13 protein-coding genes are annotated in these 20,001 nt (G+C 58.7%); 11 read left to right on the forward strand and 2 right to left on the reverse strand.

Annotated elements, in window-relative coordinates:
• Window positions 1-71: 71 nt before the first annotated feature.
• Window positions 72-2,246, reverse strand: a complete 2,175-nt coding sequence (locus tag msub_RS19820) for a primosomal protein N' (protein WP_082146611.1) — start codon at window positions 2,244-2,246, stop codon at window positions 72-74.
• 264 nt (window positions 2,247-2,510) lie between these two features.
• On the opposite strand from msub_RS19820, the gene rpmE reads away from it, so the two are divergent.
• Window positions 2,511-2,732 carry a 50S ribosomal protein L31 gene (rpmE, locus tag msub_RS19825; protein WP_048497823.1) on the forward strand — a complete coding sequence of 74 codons (222 nt, stop codon included), beginning with the start codon at window positions 2,511-2,513 and terminating at the stop codon, window positions 2,730-2,732.
• Between the two features lie 216 nt (window positions 2,733-2,948).
• A complete protein-coding gene (locus msub_RS19830) occupies window positions 2,949-4,214 on the forward strand; it encodes a malic enzyme-like NAD(P)-binding protein (protein ID WP_048497824.1) in 1,266 nt (421 codons plus the stop codon).
• Between the two features lie 66 nt (window positions 4,215-4,280).
• Here the strand turns inward: msub_RS19830 and msub_RS19835 are convergent, their stop codons facing one another.
• Window positions 4,281-6,794 carry a penicillin-binding protein 1A gene (locus tag msub_RS19835; RefSeq protein WP_048497825.1) on the reverse strand — a complete coding sequence of 838 codons (2,514 nt, stop codon included), beginning with the start codon at window positions 6,792-6,794 and terminating at the stop codon, window positions 4,281-4,283.
• Between the two features lie 194 nt (window positions 6,795-6,988).
• Here msub_RS19835 and msub_RS19840 point away from each other — a divergent pair, with 194 nt between their 5' ends.
• The 9 genes from msub_RS19840 (at window position 6,989) to gltB (ending at window position 19,998) form a co-directional block, all read left to right on the forward strand.
• A complete protein-coding gene (locus msub_RS19840; protein WP_048497826.1) occupies window positions 6,989-8,053 on the forward strand; it encodes a pilus assembly protein PilM in 1,065 nt (354 codons plus the stop codon).
• On the forward strand, window positions 8,053-8,616 hold the full coding sequence (locus msub_RS19845; protein WP_048497827.1) for a PilN domain-containing protein: 564 nt from the start codon (window positions 8,053-8,055) through the stop codon (window positions 8,614-8,616). Before msub_RS19840 ends, msub_RS19845 begins: the two co-directional genes overlap by 1 nt.
• Complete coding sequence (gene pilO, locus msub_RS19850) at window positions 8,616-9,227, forward strand: type IV pilus inner membrane component PilO (protein WP_048497828.1); 612 nt, start codon at window positions 8,616-8,618, stop codon at window positions 9,225-9,227. Before msub_RS19845 ends, pilO begins: the two co-directional genes overlap by 1 nt.
• 2 nt (window positions 9,228-9,229) lie before the next feature.
• Window positions 9,230-9,781 (forward strand): pilus assembly protein PilP, encoded by a 552-nt coding sequence (locus msub_RS19855; RefSeq protein ID WP_048497829.1) that lies wholly within the window; start codon window positions 9,230-9,232, stop codon window positions 9,779-9,781.
• Between the two features lie 65 nt (window positions 9,782-9,846).
• The gene (gene pilQ / locus msub_RS19860) at window positions 9,847-11,916 is read left to right on the forward strand and encodes a type IV pilus secretin PilQ family protein (RefSeq protein ID WP_197083908.1); all 2,070 of its coding nucleotides are present in this window, start codon (window positions 9,847-9,849) and stop codon (window positions 11,914-11,916) included.
• A gap of 140 nt (window positions 11,917-12,056) precedes the next feature.
• Complete coding sequence (aroK, locus tag msub_RS19865; protein WP_048497831.1) at window positions 12,057-12,623, forward strand: shikimate kinase AroK; 567 nt, start codon at window positions 12,057-12,059, stop codon at window positions 12,621-12,623.
• On the forward strand, window positions 12,616-13,710 hold the full coding sequence (aroB, locus tag msub_RS19870; protein ID WP_048497832.1) for a 3-dehydroquinate synthase: 1,095 nt from the start codon (window positions 12,616-12,618) through the stop codon (window positions 13,708-13,710). The genes aroK and aroB overlap by 8 nt, the downstream gene beginning before the upstream one ends.
• A 66-nt stretch (window positions 13,711-13,776) precedes the next feature.
• Window positions 13,777-15,309: an SPOR domain-containing protein gene (locus msub_RS19875; RefSeq protein WP_048497833.1), complete on the forward strand. Its 1,533-nt coding sequence runs from the start codon at window positions 13,777-13,779 to the stop codon at window positions 15,307-15,309.
• Between the two features lie 240 nt (window positions 15,310-15,549).
• Window positions 15,550-19,998, forward strand: coding sequence for a glutamate synthase large subunit (gene gltB / locus msub_RS19880; protein WP_048497834.1), 4,449 nt, complete (start codon window positions 15,550-15,552; stop codon window positions 19,996-19,998).
• The last annotated feature ends 3 nt before the right edge of the window (window positions 19,999-20,001 follow it).

A 20,001-nucleotide genomic window follows, 5' to 3' on the forward strand; every position in this document is an offset into this window, starting at 1 on the left:
AGAAGGCGGTTATTATCGCGGAAAGTCCGGCTGCAAGCAAAAGTCCTGACGTCGTGCCAGGGTTGCGCGGCTCAACCGGTTTCCTGAGGATCAACATCAATCATCCACTTGACCCCTGCGGGCAGCTTTCTCCGGTCCAGTTCCTGGCAGATTCCTGTTAACAGGGTGTTAAGGCGTTTCCTGTTCCGGGCATTCAGGACCAGTTGGGCCCGGTGCTTATCCGCGCGGCGGGCAATCATGGCTGGCAGTGGTCCCCAGGTTTCAATGCCCGGTGCGTTGGTGAGCGGTTTGATGACGTCGAGAACCTGCAGGCTCTTTTCCATGGTATCGGCTTCGGCGCGGAAAATGGCCATGGCGCGGAATGGCGGGAACTGGCCCTCGTCGCGCTCGCTGAGGAGTTGGTCGGCGATGTCCAGATAATGGCCTTCGCAGAGGGTTTTCAGTAGCGGGTGGTCGCTGTGGCAGGTTTGTACCAGGACCTTGCCCGGCTTTGTGCCGCGGCCGGCCCGGCCACTGACTTGCAGAAGGGTCTGGATGAGCTGCTCGGGCGCCCGGAAATCCACGCTGAACAGTCCGCCGTCGGCGTTGACCACCACAACGAGCGTGACGTTGGGGAAATCATGCCCTTTGGCCAGCATCTGGGTGCCAACAAGCACGCATGGCTCGCCGCTGTTCACCTGTTTCAAGATGCCCTGGATGCTGCCCTTGCGTTGGGTGCTGTCGCGATCCACCCGAACAACGGGCGTGTCGGGGAAGGCGGTGGCGAGAATGTCCTCGGTTCGTTCGGTCCCCTGGCCGACAGGCTTGAAAGCATCGCTCTGGCATTTGGGGCAGTGCTCTGTGGCTGCCGTCTGGTAGTCGCAGTGGTGGCATCGCATTGCCCGGTCCCGCCGGTGATAGGTCAGCCGGGTGTCGCAGCGGGGGCACTCGACCATGTGGCCGCAGTCAAAGCACATCATCACCGGTGCAAAGCCGCGCCGATTGACGAACACCAGTGCCTGCTCACCCCTGGCCAGTGTTTGTTCAATGGCGTTCAGCGCAGGCCGGGAAAGGCCGCCTTCGAGGGGCCGGCTGCGAATGTCCAGCAGACTGATGACCGGTGGAGTGGCGTTGCCCGCACGCTCTTCGAGCCTGACCAGCCGGTATTTACCCTGCTGTGCATTGTAAACAGACTCCAGCGATGGCGTGGCGGAGCCAAGAATGACCGGGCAGCGGTTCAGGTGCGCGCGATAAACCGCCAGGTCGCGGCCGGAATACCGGAAACCCTCGCCCTGTTTATAGGAGCTGTCATGCTCTTCGTCGACGATGATTGCCTGCAATCCCGTAAACGGTAGCAGAACCGCCGAGCGGGTGCCGATCAGGATGACAGGTTCACCGTTGCGGATTTTCAGCCAGGTCGTCAGTCGCTCGCCGTCATTGAGGGCGGAGTGCCATACCACAATACGGGTGCCGAAATAGTGCCTGAAGCGGGCGACGGTCTGTGGGGTCAGGTTGATTTCGGGCACCAGTACAAGCGCCTGGTCCTCTGTTCCCAAATTTTGTTTGAGATAATGCAGGTAAAGTTCCGTTTTTCCGCTGCCGGTAATCCCATATAAAAGGGAGGCGCTGAACCCCGACCCGGCGCTGGCCAATTCTTCGGCGGCCGCAGCCTGGGCGCCGGAGAGGGTTGGTCCCGTCGCCAGGAATTCAGGTTCTGCAGTGGCTGAGTGAGGCGAGGGGGGCGAGACGGATTTCACCAGCTCTCTGTCGCATAGGGTCCTGAGCTGAGTGCGGGTGAATCCGGCCCTGATGATGTCGCTGCCCGCTGCGCCCTGGCTATGCCGGTTGAGCCATTCGAGCAGCGCCCTCTGTCGATGGGCGTTGGCCGGGAGAGCTTCCCCGTGGCCGCAGGCCACCCACCATTCGACGGGCTTTTCCTCGGCTTTTCTGCCACGTCTCAGTGCCGGAGGCAGGGCGGTGAACAGGCACTCACCCAGAGGGTGCTGGTAATAGTCACTCGCCCAGCTGAGCAGGCTGACGGTCTCCTCCGGAAGGGCTGGCCAGTCTTCCATGGTCGCAATGACCGGCTTGAGGTTGATGCCGGGAAGAGGCTCTACTCCGGTTTGAACGACAAGGCCGATTGCCTGCTGCCGACCGAAAGGGATTCTTACCCTCTGGCCGGGCACAAGCCGGACACCTTCCGGAACGGAGTAATCGAAGAGCCGGCGCAGGGGGCGGTTCAGGGCAATGCGTGCGGTCAAGGGCACTGGGTGCTCCACTGAAAAAGGGGTGTCACGGTTTTTCCCTATCCTGTTGTACCCGGCGGCCTGCCGCGAAATCTCTGGTGGGCGAGTCCGGAAACCAGGGTGGCGCTTGCCTGTGGCAATAATTGCAAGTAAGATTCGCGGTCTGTTTCCGGCAGGGCATGATTGTGCCCCGTCTTCTCAATTGATTCAAACATGCGGTGCCTGGCGCCAGGGTAGTTCAGATGCCCCGTGATCAGGTAGCGGCATGACCTAACGAGGTTCGCCATGAAAGAAGGTATTCATCCCAAGTACGAAGAAATTACCGCCACTTGTTCCTGCGGTAATTCATTCAAGACCCGCTCGACCTATACCCATGATCTACAACTGGACGTGTGCTCCCAGTGCCACCCGTTCTATACCGGCAAGCAGAAGGTCATGGACACCGGTGGCCGGATCGACCGTTTCCAGAAGCGTTTTGGCGGCCGTATCGCTGGCAAGAAAGACTGATCGCTACGGATTCATTAAAGCGCCTGCGGGCGCTTTTTTCTGGTCTCGACTATCATGTGTAGCAGTTGGCGACATGTGGGGCCGGGCTTGGCAGAACCTCTGCAGGATGGTTTTGCGCCACTTGTCGTTTCTGGGCTGGCAAGCCATAATGACGGGCCCCGTCGGGCGAGCTCCCGCGGTTTATTACCTTTAAACGTGACAAACGGAACAGTGGCAATGTCTCAAGATCTGAAAGAAGCAGCCCTTGAATATCACGCCAAGCCGCGTCCTGGTAAATTGAGTGTTGAAATCACCAAGCCAACCAAGACGTCCCGCGACCTTTCCCTGGCGTATAGTCCCGGGGTTGCTGAACCGGTCCGAGAGATCGCAAAAGATCCGGAGAATGCGTACAAATACACCGCCAAGGGCAACCTGGTGGCTGTTATCTCCGACGGTTCCGCGATTCTTGGTCTGGGTAACCTGGGCCCCCTGGCAAGCAAGCCGGTAATGGAGGGCAAGGGCGTACTGTTCAAGCGCTTTGCCGGAATTGATGTGTTCGATATTGAAGTCAATTCCGAAAGCCCGCAGGCGTTTATTGAAACGGTCGAGCGTATTGCCGATACCTTCGGTGGTATCAATCTCGAAGATATCAAGGCGCCGGAGTGCTTTGAAATCGAGCGCGCTCTGATTGAAAAATGCAGCGTGCCCGTCTTCCACGACGACCAGCACGGTACTGCCATTGTTACTGCCGCCGGCATGCTTAATGCCCTTGAGCTGCAGGGTAAAAAGATTGAAGAAGCGAAGGTGGTTTGCCTGGGTGCCGGCGCAGCCGCCATTGCCTGCATGAAGCTGCTGGTCAGCTGCGGTATTCGCTCGGAAAACATCTTCATGCTTGACCGCAAGGGTGTGATCCACTCTGGTCGTGATGATCTGAACCAGTACAAGGCGATGTTCGCCAATGATACTGACAGGCGGACTCTGGACGATGCCATTGACGGTGCGGACGTATTCCTCGGCCTGTCCGGCCCGGATCTCCTTACCGGTGAGCAGCTCAAGAAGATGGCGCCGAACCCTATTATCTTTGCATGCTCTAACCCGGATCCGGAGATCAACCCGGAACTTGCCCGGGCGACCCGTGACGATCTGATCATGGCGACTGGCCGTTCCGACTACCCGAACCAGGTCAACAATGTGCTGGGCTTCCCGTTTATCTTCCGTGGGGCGCTCGATGTTCGCGCCAGAGTGATCAATGAAGAGATGAAAGTGGCGGCCGTCAATGCAATTCGTGAGCTGGCCAAAGAGCCTGTCCCGCAGGAAATCTGTGAGGCTTACGGTGTTGAGAGTTTCGAATTCGGTAAGGAATACATCATTCCCAAGCCGATGGATGTCCGCCTGCTTGATGTTGTTCCGGCAGCTGTAGCTCGGGCGGCGGTGGATTCCGGCGTTGCCCGTAACCCCTATCCAGCGCACTATCCGCTCAAGTCCATGGCCGATATCATCTGATACCTGCCCGGGCAATAAAAAACCGGCGGTGATCCCGCCGGTTTTTTTGTGTCTGATCTGTCTGTGTCAGAAAATTCTTCGTGAGAGATCGTCTTCTCCGGCGCGCCCGTTGTTATCGATTTCCTCTTCGGTCTGCAGCGGCGGCGGGGCATCCTCTTCCCGGAAGATCTCAAACATGCCGTCTTCGCCCGGTCTCGCGCGCTGTCCGGTTTCGGGGTTGATGCGAATGTTCACTATGCCGTTTGGGCGAGGCATAAAGGATGGGGGCTCGCCCTCAAGGGCGACTTCCATGTAGTCCAGCCAGACTGGCAGCGCTGTGCTGGCGCCAAACTCGCCTCTGCCCAGCGGCGCTGGTTGATCGAATCCTACCCAGGCCGTTGTTGCGATGTCGTGGTTGAACCCGGCAAACCAGGTGTCCTTCTGTTCGTTGGTGGTGCCGGTCTTGCCTGCAACGTCATCGCGCCCGAGCGCCAGGGCCCTGCGACCCGTGCCAAGGCGGATAACGTCCCGCATCATCGAGTGGAGAATGTATACCGAGCGTTCATCGGCAAGCCGGCGCATCACTCTTACCTGCGGTGTGTTGCCGGTACGTTCGGCAGGCTTCGCCCCTGGGCTCGTTTCGTTGGCTTCGGCCTTTTCCGCAATCTCATTGCAGTTCTGATCGCACAAAACGGTCTCCGGAGCCTGGTAGATGACCTCCCCGCGGACGTTCTTGATGGTCTCGATCAGGTAGGGCTCAACGTCATACCCCCCGTTCGCAATCACTGCCATGCCGCGGGCCAGCTCCATGGGGCTGAGCAGGCCGCTGCCAAGCGCCAGGGAAAGGTTGGAGGGCATGTTGTCGACCGGAATTTCCAGCTGCCTCAGATAGTCAAGCGTGTTTTCGATGCCAAGATCGCGTAACAGCCGGATGGAGACCAGGTTTCTCGAGCTGTAGAGGGCTTCGCGAAGCCGGGTCGGGCCGTAGAACTGTCCCGAGGAATTCTGGGGACGCCAGGTAGACTGTAGCTCGGCGTCGTCAAGCACAATTGGCGCGTCGTTATAGATGGTCGCGGGTGTCATTCCGCTTTCGAGAGCGCTGAGGTACAGGAAGGGCTTGAAGGTAGAGCCGGGTTGTCTTTGCGCCTGGACGGCCCGGTTGTATTTGCTCTGGCTGAAGCTGTATCCGCCGCTGAGTGCCTGGATAGCGCCTGTCTGGGCGTCCAGCGAGATCAGGGCGCCTTCAACGCGAGGCACCTGGGCAAGTGAGACAAGTGCCGGTTCGCCAGGCTCCGCGTCTTCCTGGAGGGCCTCGCCGTTCGTTTCGGGCGTGGTCTCTTGCTTCGTCGGCGTCTCGGCCCGCACATAGACAACATCACCTACGGCAACCACATCCGAGGGTTTTTCGGGTTCCGGGCCGGTGAAGTCTTCAGTTTTGTAGCGGCTTGCCCATATCATCGTTTCGAAAGGCATGATGACCTGTCCCAGCGTTCGGGCGTGCACGCGGACCTCTCCGGTTTTGTCGTTTACGCTGGTAACGACGGCAGGGAGCAGGGACTCCACCTGAGGGTAATTCCGCATGGCCTCCGAGAGGTCGCTCCCTGCCAGGGTCTCCGGATCAATCTGGCCGATGGGGCCCCGGAAGCCATGGCGTCGGTCGTAGGCTTCAAGGCCATCCCGGAGGGCTTCCGTGGCAGCTTGCTGTTTCTCGCTGTCAACGGTGAGGATGACAGTATAGCCATCGGTGTAGGCTTGCTCGCCGTAGCGCTGGACCATTTCGTAGCGGGCCATCTCGGCAACATAGTCGGCGTCAACTTCCGTATCCGTGCTGTTATAAGTGGCGGTAAGCGGCGCGGAAACGGCAAGCTCGTAGGCGTCCGGAGTGATATAGCCCAGTTCCTTCATCCGGCCCAGAATCCAGTTCCGGCGAATCATTGCGCGCTCAGGGTTGGCAAGTGGATTGTAGGCAGACGGGGCTTTGGGCAGGCCTGCGAGCATGGCCATCTGCGCCAATGAGAGCTGTGCTACTGGTTTGTCATAATAAACCTGCGCGGCGGCGGCAATCCCGTAGGCGCGGTTGCCGAGATAAATCTTGTTCAGGTAGAGCTCAAGAATGCGGTCTTTATCAAGCTCACGTTCTATCTGAAGAGCCAGAAGTATCTCATTGAACTTCCGGATAAAGGTTCTGTCGCGTGACAAAAAGTAATTTTTTGCAACCTGCATCGTGATGGTACTGCCCCCGGACTGGATCTCCCCGGTGGAGACCAGTTCGATGGCAGCCCGCGCCAGGCCTTTGATGTCGACCCCGAAGTGCTCGTAGAAACGGGAGTCTTCAGCGGCCATAAAGGCTTGTAACTGAATTGTTGGGATCTGTTCGATTGTGATCGGTGCCCTTCTCTTTTCACCGAATTCTGCTATTAATCTCATGTCTTTGCTGTAGACCCGCAGCGGCGTCTGGAGCTTGATATCCAGAAGCCTGTCGACCGCAGGAAGGCCAGGACGAAGATAGAGATAGAAGCCTGAGGTTACTATTACGGCGACACTCAGTCCGGTAAGAAACAGCCAGGCGAAAAGGCGAGATGTGCGCAACAAATGAGACATTTTTTTCTGACAACTGTTGGATATAGGTCTATCATTTGAGAAATTGCTTTAGGAAGGATGAGTCGCTTCACCGCTGCAATGGTTCTCGATTAAAAAGAACACGCATTGTAGACGGAATAATGAAGAAATTCTCTTAAATAAAAAACACATAAGTTACGTAACCCGGTGCATCTAACCAGGTATAGGGTGAGCGCGTGTTCGGATTGTTGGGAAAGAAATCCAGTGCAGTGCTGGGCGTGGATATAAGTTCCAGCTCGGTCAAACTTCTGGAGCTGTCAAGGCAGGGCGACCGTTACAAGGTCGAAAGCTACGCGGTGGAGCCGTTGCCGGCGAACGCTGTGGTTGAAAAAAATATCACGGATGTCGAGGCGGTGGGTGAAGTGCTCAAGCGCGTTGCCTCCAAGTCCCGCACCGGCGCAAAGCAGGTTGCGGTCGCTGTCTCCGGCTCCGCGGTCATCACCAAGGTCATCCAGATGGATGGTGGCCTCAACGAATTCGAGATGGAAGATCAGATCGCCCTGGAGGCGGATCAGTACATTCCATACCCGCTGGATGAGGTGGCCATCGATTTCGAAGTGCAGGGTGCCTCCGAAAGCAACCCCGATCAGGTCGATGTGCTGCTGGCCGCATGCCGCAAGGAAAACGTCGATATCCGCGAAGATGCCCTCGAGATTGCCTCACTGACAGCCAAGGTGGTTGATGTCGAGGCATACGCGCTGGAGCGGGCTTACACACTGATTGAACCGCAGCTGGATTTCCAGGGCGAGGAGCTGGTGGTTGCCATCGTTGACGTCGGTGCAACCATGACCACGCTCAGCGTTCTGGCCGGTGGTAAAACCGTGTACACCCGGGAGCAGATTTTCGGCGGTAAGCAGCTGACCGAGGAAATCCAGCGGCGTTACGGCCTGTCAATCGAAGAGGCCGGCCTGGCCAAAAAGCAGGGCGGGTTGCCTGACGACTATGAGTCGGAAGTGCTTTCACCGTTCCGCGAAGCGGTAGTGCAGCAGGTCGCGCGAGCGCTTCAGTTCTTCTTTGGTGCCAGTCAGTACAATGCCGTCGACTATGTGGTTCTGGCAGGCGGTACTGCCTCGATACAGGGGCTGACGGAGATGGTCGAAGAAAAAACAGGTACACCGACACTGGTTGCAAACCCGTTTGCGGACATGGCGGTCGGGTCCCGGGTCAATGCATCGGCACTGAGTAATGATGCTCCTTCTCTGATGATTGCCTGCGGGCTGGCAATGAGGAGCTTCGACTGATGGCAAAGATTAACCTTCGACCATGGCGCGAGGAACTCCGTGCCGAGAAACAGAAACAGTTCGTGGTCATGCTGCTTGGTGCGGCGATCATTGCCGCTGGCCTGGTGTTCCTCTGGAAGTCGGATATGGACAACCGGATCGCCTACCAGCAATCGCGCAACGCCTACATCGAGACAGCAACCAAAAAGCTCGATCAGCAGATCAAGGAAATCGAGAGCCTCAAGCGCAAAAGGGATGAGCTTCTTGCCCGGATGCAGGTGATCCAGGATCTCCAGGGTAAACGGCCTATTATCGTCCGGGTGTTTGATGAAATAGTCAGAACCTTGCCTGATGGGCTGTTCTATACCGATCTCAAGCGTACCGGCGATCGCCTTGATATTGTCGGTATGGCGGAATCCAACAGCCGGGTTTCCACGCTGATGCGCCAGTTCGAGGAATCCGACTGGTTCACCCAGCCCAACCTGTCCAACGTGTCGGCCGCTGATAGCCGGCGGGCCGGTTACAGCCAGTTCAACCTCTCGGTACAACAGAAAACGCCCGAGCCCGAAGGGGAGGATAAGTAATGAGCCTCGCGGACTCACTTAAAAGCCTTAATGAATTTGATATCAATGATCTCGACGTTAATAACGCGGGAATCTGGCCGGCGCCGGTCAAGGCCATTGTGGTCCTGATCATCTTCGGGCTCATCCTCGGAGGCGGGTACTGGTTCTTTATCAAGGATCAGTACGCTCAGCTTGAACGGGTCGAGAAAACCGAGCTGGAATTGCGCAAGACCTACGAAGAGAAAGCCTATCAGGTGGCGAACCTCGAAGTCTTCAAGGCGCAGATGACGGAGATGGAAGAAACCTTCGGGGCCCTCGTGCGACAGCTGCCAAGCGAGACCGAGGTGCCCGGGTTGCTGGAGGATATTACCAATACCGCTCTCGGCAGCGGTCTGGCACTCCAGGAAGTGGCGCTACAGCCGGAGCAGCCCAAGGATTTTTACTCCGTGCTGCCGATCAATATCCGGGTTTCCGGCTCGTATCACGAGCTTGCGTCGTTTGTCAGCAGCGTTGCCAGCCTGCCACGGATTGTGACTCTGCATGACTTCACCATCAAACCAACTGGCGGAGAGGGGGATCAGCTTGATATGCAGGTTGTCGCTCGCACCTACCGCTACCGGGCTGGAGAATGAGCATGACAGGAAAGCATGCAGCAAAAGCCTGGCTGGGAGTGTGTCTGGTGTCTCTCATGACAGCCTGCTCCCAGGGCGGCGGATTTTCAGATCTTGATAAGTTCATGGCGGAGACGCGGGCGAAACCGAGGGGCCACGTCGAGCCTCTGCCCGAATTCAAGGCATACGAAGCGTTCACCTACTCGGCGGCGGACCGGCGGTCACCGTTCGAGCCGCCAATCGAGGTTCAACTGACGATGGTGGATGAGAAGCCGGTCAGTAATGTTGAGCCGGATCTCGACAGGCCAAGAGAGGTTCTCGAGAATTTCGATATTAAATCGCTCCAGATGGTTGGCACACTTCAGGGCGCATCGGGCAATCTGTTTGCCCTTGTTGAGGACAGCACCGGGGGAATCCACCGGGTTCAGACCGGAAACTATATGGGTGAGAACTACGGCCGCATTGTGGGCATCAGTGAAACCCGTATTGAGCTGATCGAAATTGTTCCCAATGGCCAGGGTGGCTGGGTTGAGCGTCCTCGCTCCCTGTCCCTCCTGGAAGAGGATGCGGGCTAAGGAGCGGCTGGATGAAAGTTGAAAGAAACATGCACGTACAAAAAAGTTCAGGGTCGAGGCTAGCGATGTTCAGAAAACTCAATGTATACGTCAGCGTGATTGCTTTTGGGTTGTTCTCCAGCCTGGCCAACGCGGTCACGCTGGAGGACGTTTCGTTTTCGTCGCTACCGGGCGAAAGACTGCAGGTGACACTGCAATTTGATGGGGTGCCGCCGGAACCCACCGGCTATACCATCGAGCGCCCGGCTCGTATTGCGGTCGATCTGCGGGACACGAAAAGCGGTCTGGACAGTCGCAGCATTCCTCTTGGGTCCGGTAATGCCCAGAGTATGACGGTGGTTGAAACCGACGACCGTACGCGGCTGATTTTCAACCTGGTTGAGTTGGTTCCGCACGACACGGTTCGCGCCGGCAACTCTCTGGTTATGACCATCGGTGGCGATGCGCCGGCCCCTTCTTCGGTTATTTCGTCCGCTTCCTCAAAAAGTGACTCCGGGGCTTCGGGATCGGCCCAGGCCAATGCCCTCGCCGGTGTGGATTTCCGCCGCGGCGACGAAGGAGAAGGTCGTGTCATTGTTGACTTGGGCAGCTCCAATACGCCGGTGAACCTGACCGAGCAGGGCGGTGTCATTCGCCTGACCATGGACGGGCTTAACGTTCCGCCTGAGCTGCGTCGTCGTCTGGACGTTACTGACTTCGCCACGCCGGTTCAGCGCATCGACACCTTTGTTGAGGGTGGTGATGCCGTCGTCGAGATTCGCCCGGAAGGCAACTATGACTACATCGCCTACCAGTCCGGCGGTGAATTTACCGTCAGTGTTGAAAAGCTGACCGAACAGGAAGCCGAGCTACGCCGCGAAGAGAAATTCCCTTACACCGGTGAGAAGCTTTCCCTGAACTTCCAGGATATTGAGGTGCGTTCGGTTCTTCAGCTGATTGCCGACTTCACCGGCCTGAACCTGGTTGCCAGTGATACCGTAGGCGGCAGCATTACCCTCCGGCTGCAGAATGTGCCCTGGGATCAGGCGCTGGACCTGATTCTGAAAACCAAGGGTCTCGACAAGCGCCAGATTGGTAACGTGCTGCTGGTGGCGCCGGCCGACGAGATTGCCGCCCGGGAAAAGCTGGAGCTGGAAACCAATAAGCAGATCGCCGAGTTGGCGCCGGTTCGGCTGGACATTATCCAGGTCAACTACGCCAAGGCTGCTGACATTGTAGGCCTGATCAAGGAAGATGAAGAACTGATTTCCGATCGCGGTTTCATCTCCTCGGATGTCCGTACCAACACTATCAGTGTTCGTGAGACGGCGGACAAGCTTGAGGAAATTCGCCGGCTGGTGTCCACGTGGGATGTGCCGGTACGGCAGGTGTCCATCGAGGCGCGTATTGTCCGGGCCCAGACCAATGTGGCGGAAAACCTGGGTATCCGCTGGGGTGGTGCCGCTTACGATGTCAGTGGCGATAACGTATTCACGGTCGGTGGCTCTCAGCAGTCGCTACAGGAAGCCCGTGATGCTGCGTCGGGTACCAGCAGTACCATTACCTTCCCGGGGGCACTGGCGGTCGACCTCGGCGTTAGTGGTGAGGGCGCCTCGTCCTTTGCCATCGGCTGGGGCAGTGATGACTTCCTGGTCGATCTGGAACTGTCGGCCCTGGAGAGTGACGGTCAGGCCGAAGTGGTTTCCCAGCCGCGGGTTGTGACTGCCGATCGCCAGACAGCATCAATCAAGTCCGGTGAGGAAATCCCGTATCAGGAAGCGTCTTCCAGCGGTGCAACGTCGGTCTCTTTCAAGGAAGCGGTGCTTTCGCTTGAGGTAACGCCGCAAATTACCCCGGACGACAAGATCATCATGGACCTGGTGGTCAATCAGGATTCCCGTGGTGAAGTGACCGCCGGCATTCCGGCGATCAATACCAACCAGGTAACCACTCAGGTGCTGGTCGGTAACGGCGAAACCGTCGTGCTGGGCGGTATCTTCCAGTCCGAGGTCGCCACCCAGGTTACCAAGACGCCGTTCCTCGGTGACATTCCCTACCTGGGCCGCCTGTTCAAGCGCACCGAGAAAATCGATGAGCGCAGCGAGCTGTTGATTTTCATCACGCCCAAGATCATCAAGAGCGACCTTGTCCGGTAATCGTCGGGGTTCCGGAAAAAGCCGCCGCGTCGAACCGGCGGCTTTTTTATGCCCGAATGTCCACCAGGCCGGGCCCGGAACTTATGCAAGTACCGGCCCTGTGATATTCTCACCCGCCTGAACAAAACTGAGCGGAAGTTATGTCTTTGCCGAAACGCGTTGTCCTCGTCGGGCCCATGGGGGCAGGGAAAAGCACAATTGGCCGGATGCTTGCCAAAGAACTGGGCTATCGTTTTCTCGATTCGGATCGAATCATCGAGCAGCGTTGTGGTGCCAATATTCCGTGGATATTTGATGTTGAAGGCGAGGATGGCTTCCGCCAGCGGGAAACCGCCATGCTTGACGAGTTGTCGAATGAAGACGGCACCGTGCTTGCCACGGGCGGTGGTGCAGTGATGCGGCCGGAAAATCACCCCCTGCTCAAAAAGGACTCGATGGTTATCTATCTGAAAACCTCGATTGAGCAGCAGGTTGAGCGAACGCGGAAAGACCGTAACCGGCCATTGCTGCAGAACGATGATCCGGAAGCGGTCCTGAGAAACCTCTTCTCGATCCGGGATCCGCTGTATTCACGCCTGGCTGACATCATCATGTACACGGATCGCAAAAGCCCCAGGCTTGTGGTTCGGCAACTGGTCAACCGGCTGAATCCGAGAACACCCCGCCACAAGAGACAGATCCGGAAGGAAGGTCGAAACCATGTCTAACCTGCTTCGTGAACTTTCAGTTGATCTGGGCGAGCGCAGCTACCCGATTTTCATTGGCCAGGGCCTTCTGGGTAACTTCGACCTGTCGCGTTTTGTCGCTGGCTCCCAGGTCATGATTGTCACCAACGAAACCGTCGCACCCCTGTATCTGGAGAGCGCCATCGCCTGCTTTCCCGGCAAGCAGGTTGATACGGTTTTACTGCCGGATGGTGAGAGCTTCAAAGACTGGCAGACCCTGAACCGGATTTTCGATGGCCTTCTTGAGCACCGGCATACCCGGAAAACCACTCTGGTCGCGCTGGGCGGAGGCGTGGTGGGCGATATGGCAGGCTTCGCGGCAGCGTGCTACCAGCGGGGCGTTCCTTTCATCCAGATTCCTACCACCCTGTTGTCACAGGTGGACTCCTCGGTGGGTGGCAAGACCGGCATAAATCACCCGCTGGGCAAGAACATGATTGGTGCCTTCCACCAACCGCAGGCGGTGCTGATTGATACCCGTAGCCTGCAGACCCTGCCGCCGCGTGAAGTGTCGGCGGGCATCGCTGAGGTGATCAAATACGGGCTCATCCGGGACCTGGATTTTCTTGCCTGGCTTGAAGAGCGGGTGGGGGATCTGGTTGCACTCAAGCCCGATGCGCTTGCCGAAGCCATCTACCGGTCCTGCGTCTGCAAGGCCGAGGCTGTCGCCCTGGATGAGCGTGAAGGCGGCCTGAGGGCGATACTGAACCTTGGTCACACCTTTGGTCATGCCATTGAGACCTTTGCCGGTTACGGCAGCTGGCTCCACGGCGAAGCGGTTGGCACTGGCATGATCATGGCGGCGGAACTGTCCGCCCTTGAAGGCATGATTTCGCAGGCTGACTGCCAGCGGATAACCCGTCTGATTCTGGATGCCGGGCTGCCCGGTAAACCTCCGACCGGAATGACAGCGGATGATTTCATGAACCTCATGGCGGTCGACAAAAAGAATATCGATGGGCAGCTCCGGCTGGTGCTCCTGCGTGCACTTGGCGATGCGGTGGTGACCTCGGAGGCAAGCCCGGACAACCTGGCATTAACCTTAGCCCGCTTCTGCGGCCCGCAATGAGTCAGTCAATGGCATCAATCATTGCCCGCGGTATGCGGTAAACGGAAGCGCAGACAAGGAAGATCCGTGACCGAAGAGAGCTTGAACAGTCTTGAGGATGGTGGCCTGTTTCCCAGGTTGCAGCAGCGCTATGGTTTGCGCGCAAACCCGCTGGATATGGAAACCCCGTTTTTCCCGGACGCCATGCGCCATCACGCGCTGGAAGCGCTACGACACCTCAGTGGCTTTGGCGATATGGCGCTGGTCCTCACCGGTGCACCGGGATCCGGCAAGACCCGGATACTGGCGGAGCTGGTGCGGAGCGAATCGTCGCGTCTCGACTTTCACCGGGTTCCGGCTTCTGCCCTGACCAGTGCCCACGCGCTGGCCAGGGACCTGAAATCGGTTGCCCGGTCTGCCATGGGTTCGGATGAGAGCCCCCGGGAACTGGTCTACCGCTTTTTCAAGTGGTCGGAATCACGGGTGCGCAAAGGCCAGCGGATGGTATTGTTGGTTGATGATGCCGACCGGGCCCCGGTCGAGGTACTCAGGCTCATACTGTCTGGCTATCTGGCTTCTGAGCGCGGGGCTTCAGCCGTCCCCGTTTTTGCCGGAAACGATAATCTGGTGGACATGCTCGCCCTGGATGATGCGTCCACCATGGTTCACCAGATCCATCTGCGCCCGCTGACCAAAGAGGAAGTCCTTGCCTACCTTGAGCCGCGAGTGCACGCCGCCGGCGGTAAAGCCAGCGAGCTGCTCAGCCCCGGCCGGGTATCGAAGATTTACAGCCTCAGCCAGGGAAGTTTCGCAAGGCTCAAACGGGTGGCGCCCGGAGTGTGGCTGGATAGGGCGGCGGCATCGCCGGTGCGTCGGTTTCCCGCGGCGCCCGGGAGGCGGCTGGGTTGGCCCGCGTTGGCGCTGTTGCTGCTTGCCGGTTCCTGGTGGTTTGTCTCCCGCCAGTACGATCAGTCGGTCGCTGAACAGCCAGTAACGCCGCCGGAACCGGCTCGCAAGAGCATAACCATCGGCCCCGAGAAACGCGACGTTGAGCCGCCCACCGAAGCGCTGCGTCCTGAGCCGGAAGCGCCATTGACAAAGGCCGTGGCCGAACCGGAGGCTGCTCGGCCAGCGCTATCGCCAGAACCAGAACCAGAACCAGAACCAGAACCAGAACCAGAACCAGAACCAGAACCAGAACCAGAACCAGAACCGAAACCTGAGTCAGCCCCGGCGCCTGAGCCAGCAGCAAAGCTTGCGCCAGAGCCTGAGTTAGTCGCTGTAACGAAGCCGGCGCCCGAGCCAGCCCCAGCGCCCGAGCCGGCATTTACCCCGGCAAATCCGGAGTATTTCGTGCCGATTGACCGCCTGCGTGCCCGGCAGGGATGGACCATCCAGTTGGTCGCCGGCAGGCTGGAAACAACCGCCCTGACGGTCATTGACCGTTATGCAAAGCTGGGCCAGCTCGTTTACACGCGCAGTGAAAGGCAAGGCGAGCCCTGGTTTATGGTATTCTATGGTGAATTCCCGACCCGGGAGGCGGCGAATGCAGCGGCATCCAAATTGCCCCAGGCGCTGGTGGCCCAGTCGCCTTGGGTGCGTTCAGACGACAATCTGTAGTGGCTTCCGCACGTTGGGGGCCGCTTGAGGTGGCGCCCTTTCGGCGCTAACTTGTTGTTCCGTAAACGGTCGTTTGGTAATTCCGTTTTTGGCTTCCCACAATAACTCAACTCCGATTTGAGTACGTATTTCTACGTGTGTAAAATAGCCAGCCCCCATTTTCAGTGTCAAAGGGTGGCTATGTGGCCGTGCGCCATTTAACCCTTTGATTGAAAAGCATTTCTACGCGAGAGAACGCTTATGATGACAGGTTTGTATCATCCCGACGAATTCAGGGACAACTGCGGCTTTGGCCTGATCGCCCATATGAAGGGCGAGGCCAGCCACAAGTTGTTGCAAACTGCCATCGAGTCTCTGACCTGCATGACCCACCGCGGTGGTATCGCTGCAGATGGGAAGACCGGCGATGGTTGTGGCCTGCTGATTCAGAGCCCCGACGGCTTTTTGAAGAAAGCCGCCAAGGCAGCCTTTGGCAAGGAGCCCGGGGACCTTTTTGCCGTGGGCCAGGTATTCCTGAACCCGGATAAAGCCAAGGCCGCCGCTGGCCGTGCCGCCATTGAGACGCGGTTGACCGAGCAGGGCCTGGAAATCCTGGGCTGGCGTGAGGTGCCAGTGGATGACAGCTGCCTCGGCCCCATGGCCCTGGATTGCCTGCCGCGGATCGAGCAGGTGTTCGTGGCGCCTGCCGGCAAGGAAGAGCGTGAGTTTGCCATCAGCCTGTTCGTGGGCCGTCGCCACGCTGAAGGCGACATGGCGGATGATCCGGAGTTCTACATCTGCAGTCTGTCCCACCGGACACTGGCCTACAAGGGCCTGATGATGCCGGCGGACCTTGCCAATTTTTACCCGGATCTGGGCGATCCGGATCTTGAAACGGCGATCTGTGTATTCCACCAGCGTTTCTCCACCAACACCATGCCCCGTTGGCCACTGGCCCAGCCGTTCCGCTATCTGGCCCATAACGGTGAGATCAACACCATTGACGGCAACCGCAACTGGGCGATCGCCCGCGCTGCCAAGTTCAGCTCGCCGGAGCTTCCGGATCTGCAGACCCTGCAACCATTGGTCAACCTGACCGGTTCTGATTCATCCAGCATGGACAACATGCTGGAAGTACTTCTCGCCGGCGGCGTGGGCCTGTTCCGCGCGGTCCGGATGATGATTCCGCCGGCCTGGCAGAACGTCGATAGCATGGACTCCGAGCTTCGGGCCTTCTACGAATACAACTCCATGCACATGGAGCCGTGGGACGGTCCCGCGGGATTGGTGATGTCGGACGGCCGCTACGCCGTCTGCATGCTGGATCGCAATGGCCTTCGGCCCGCGCGCTGGGTGATCACCAAGGACGACTTCATTACCCTGGCGTCGGAAATCGGAACCTACGGCTACCAGCCTGATGATGTCGTTGCCAAGGGCCGGGTCGGGCCGGGTCAGATGCTGGCTATCGACACCGAGTCCGGTGAAGTACTGCACACCGGTGACATTGATCAGCGCCTGAAAACCGCCCAGCCCTACAAGCGCTGGCTGCGGGAGAATGCCCTGCGCGTCGAAACCACCCTGAACCAGGACACGCCGGACTTCCGGCTGATGGATGCCGACGAGTTGCTGGTGCACCAGAAGATGTTCATGGTGTCTTACGAGGAGCGTGATCAGGTGCTGCGCCCGCTGGCCGAAAATAGCCAGGAGGCCGTGGGCTCCATGGGTGACGACACGCCGATGGCGGTCCTGTCCAGTCGGGTGCGGCACGTGGCGGACTACTTCCGCCAGAAGTTCGCCCAGGTTACCAACCCGGCGATTGACCCGCTGCGCGAGGCGATCGTGATGTCGCTGGAGACCTGCCTGGGGGCTGAGCGAAACGTTTTTGAGGAAACCGCGGAACATGCCGACCGGATCATTCTGACCACCCCGGTGCTGTCCCCTGCGAAATTCCTCAAGATCGCCAACAACGAGCGGCCCGGCTTTGAAGTGGCGCGTATCTCCATGAGCTACCGTCCGGAGCAGGGTCTGGAGCAAGCCGTTCGCCAGGTGTGCGAGGAAGCCGAGCAGGCGGTTCGTGATGGCAAGGTTCTGCTGGTTCTGACGGACAAGGACCTCAAGGAAGGCGAGTTGCCGGTCAATGCCATGATGGCAACCGGTGCCGTTCACCACCATCTGGTCCAGCAGGGCCTGCGTTGCGATTCCAACATCATTGTGGAGACCGGCTGGGCCCGCGACCCGCATCAGTTCGCCGTGCTCTTTGGCTTTGGTGCCACAGCGGTCTATCCGTACCTTGCGTACCAGGTGATGAACGATCTGATTCGCACGGGCGAGTTGCTGATGGATCCGATTGATGCGAAGAACAACTACCGCAAGGGCATCAACAAGGGTCTGCTGAAGATTCTGTCCAAGATGGGCATCTCCACCATCACCTCTTACCGTGGCGCCCAGTTGTTCGAGGCAATCGGCCTGGCGGATGATGTGGTTGATCTGTGTTTCCGGGGTGTGCCCAGCCGCATTCAGGGCGCCGGGTTCTATGACTTCCAGCAGGACCAGGAACAACTGGCCAGCATTGCCTGGAAGCCCCGCAAGCCGATCACCCAGGGCGGCCTGCTGAAGTATATTCACGGCCAGGAGTACCATGCCTTCAATCCGGACGTGGTGGGCAAGCTGCAGGAGGCGGTTACCAGCGGCGATTACGGCCATTACAAGGAGTACGCCGGGCTGGTGAATGAACGCCCGGTGGCAACGCTGCGTGATTTGCTGGGATTCCGGAAGGGCATCGAGCAGATCGACATTTCCGAGGTAGAGCCGGTCGAGAAGATTTTCCCCCGCTTTGATTCGGCGGCCATGTCCCTCGGTGCACTATCTCCGGAAGCCCATGAGGCATTGGCCGTTGCCATGAATACGCTGGGTGGCCGATCCAACTCCGGCGAGGGTGGTGAAGACCCCGCCCGTTACGGTACGGAGAAGCGGTCCAAGATCAAGCAGGTCGCCTCCGGGCGGTTTGGCGTTACCGCTGAATACCTGCGCAGTGCCGACGTCATGCAGATCAAGGTGGCCCAGGGTGCCAAGCCGGGTGAGGGTGGCCAGTTGCCGGGTGGCAAGGTCAACGATCTGATCGCCCGCCTGCGCTATTCGGTGCCGGGCGTCACGCTGATTTCGCCGCCACCGCATCATGATATCTATTCCATTGAAGATCTGGCGCAGTTGATCTTTGACCTCAAGCAGGTCAACCCACAGGCCCTGGTCTCGGTGAAACTGGTGTCCGAGCCTGGCGTGGGCACCATTGCCGCCGGCGTTGCCAAGGCCTATGCGGATCTCATTACGGTCTCCGGTTACGATGGCGGCACCGCGGCCAGCCCGCTGACCTCGATCCGCTATGCCGGGTCGCCATGGGAGCTGGGCCTGACCGAAACCCAGCAGGCGCTCCGGGCCAACGATCTGCGTGGCAAGATCCGCCTGCAGACCGATGGTGGCATCAAGACCGGTCTCGACGTGGTAAAAGGTGCAATCCTCGGCGCCGAGAGCTTCGGTTTCGGTACCACGCCCATGGTGGCGCTGGGCTGCAAATACCTGCGTATCTGTCATCTCAACAACTGCGCCACGGGTGTGGCCACCCAGAACGAGTACCTGCGAGAGGAGCACTTCAACGGGACGGTGGAAATGGCCATGAATTTCTTCCGCTTTGTGGCCGAGGAAACCCGGGAGTGGATGGCCAGGCTGGGCGTTCGTACCCTCGAAGAGCTGGTTGGTCGAGTTGATCTGCTGGAGCGACTGCCGGGCGACACCGAGCGCCAGAAAAAACTGGATCTCAGTCGTCTGCTGTCCAATGACCATATTCCGGCCGACAAGCCCCAGACCTGCCAGGTGGAGCGGAACCATCCGTTCGACAAGGGTACCCTGGCGGAGCAGATGGTTCAGGATATCTCGGCAGCGATCAAGGAGAAGAGTGGCGGTGCCTGGTCTTACCGGGTAACCAACTGCGACCGGTCGATCGGCGCACGTCTGTCCGGCGAAATCGCCGGGCTGCACGGCAACCAGGGCATGGTCGATGCGCCGATTACCCTGGATCTGACTGGTACCGCAGGCCAGAGTTTTGGTGTCTGGAACGTGGGTGGCCTCAACCTGATTCTCGAGGGCGATGCCAACGACTACGTGGGCAAGGGCATGACCGGTGGCAAGCTGGTGGTAAAGCCGCCCCGTGGCAGCACTTTCAAGAGCCAGGAAACCTCCATTGTCGGCAACACCTGCCTGTACGGCGCCACCGGCGGCAAACTGTTTGCGGCGGGCACCGCTGGCGAGCGTTTCGCGGTGCGTAACTCCGGCGCTCACGCTGTGGTGGAAGGAACCGGCGATCACTGTTGCGAGTACATGACAGGCGGTCTGGTTACCGTACTCGGATCAACCGGCCACAATTTTGGTGCCGGTATGACAGGCGGCTTTGCCTATGTCATGGATCTCAACAACACCTTTGTGGACAAATACAACCACGAGCTGGTGGAGATCCAGCGGATTTCCAGCGAAGAGATGGAGTCCTACCGCAATCACCTGCGCAGCGTTATCCGGGAGCACATCTCGGAAACCGGCAGTGAGTGGGCTGAGCACATTCTTGAGAATTTCGACGACTACATCGGCCGTTTCTGGCTGGTGAAACCCAAGGCTGCCAACCTCCGCAGCCTGCTGGCAAGCACCCGGGCGCGTCCGGAATAGGGC

Source organism: Marinobacter subterrani (genome assembly GCF_001045555.1).
In the GTDB taxonomy this organism is placed as follows: Bacteria; Pseudomonadota; Gammaproteobacteria; order Pseudomonadales; family Oleiphilaceae; genus Marinobacter; species Marinobacter subterrani.

Excerpts from the sequence above, each read along its gene's own strand:
- rpmE (WP_048497823.1), top strand. The coding sequence starts at position 2,511 with ATGAAAGAAGGTATTCATCCCAAGTACGAAGAAATTACCGCCACTTGT.
- msub_RS19830 (WP_048497824.1), top strand. The coding sequence starts at position 2,949 with ATGTCTCAAGATCTGAAAGAAGCAGCCCTTGAATATCACGCCAAGCCG.
- msub_RS19835 (WP_048497825.1), bottom strand. The coding sequence starts at position 6,794 with ATGTCTCATTTGTTGCGCACATCTCGCCTTTTCGCCTGGCTGTTTCTT.
- msub_RS19845 (WP_048497827.1), top strand. The coding sequence starts at position 8,053 with ATGGCAAAGATTAACCTTCGACCATGGCGCGAGGAACTCCGTGCCGAG.
- pilO (WP_048497828.1), top strand. The coding sequence starts at position 8,616 with ATGAGCCTCGCGGACTCACTTAAAAGCCTTAATGAATTTGATATCAAT.
- msub_RS19855 (WP_048497829.1), top strand. The coding sequence starts at position 9,230 with ATGACAGGAAAGCATGCAGCAAAAGCCTGGCTGGGAGTGTGTCTGGTG.
- pilQ (WP_197083908.1), top strand. The coding sequence starts at position 9,847 with ATGTTCAGAAAACTCAATGTATACGTCAGCGTGATTGCTTTTGGGTTG.
- aroK (WP_048497831.1), top strand. The coding sequence starts at position 12,057 with ATGTCTTTGCCGAAACGCGTTGTCCTCGTCGGGCCCATGGGGGCAGGG.
- aroB (WP_048497832.1), top strand. The coding sequence starts at position 12,616 with ATGTCTAACCTGCTTCGTGAACTTTCAGTTGATCTGGGCGAGCGCAGC.
- gltB (WP_048497834.1), top strand. The coding sequence starts at position 15,550 with ATGATGACAGGTTTGTATCATCCCGACGAATTCAGGGACAACTGCGGC.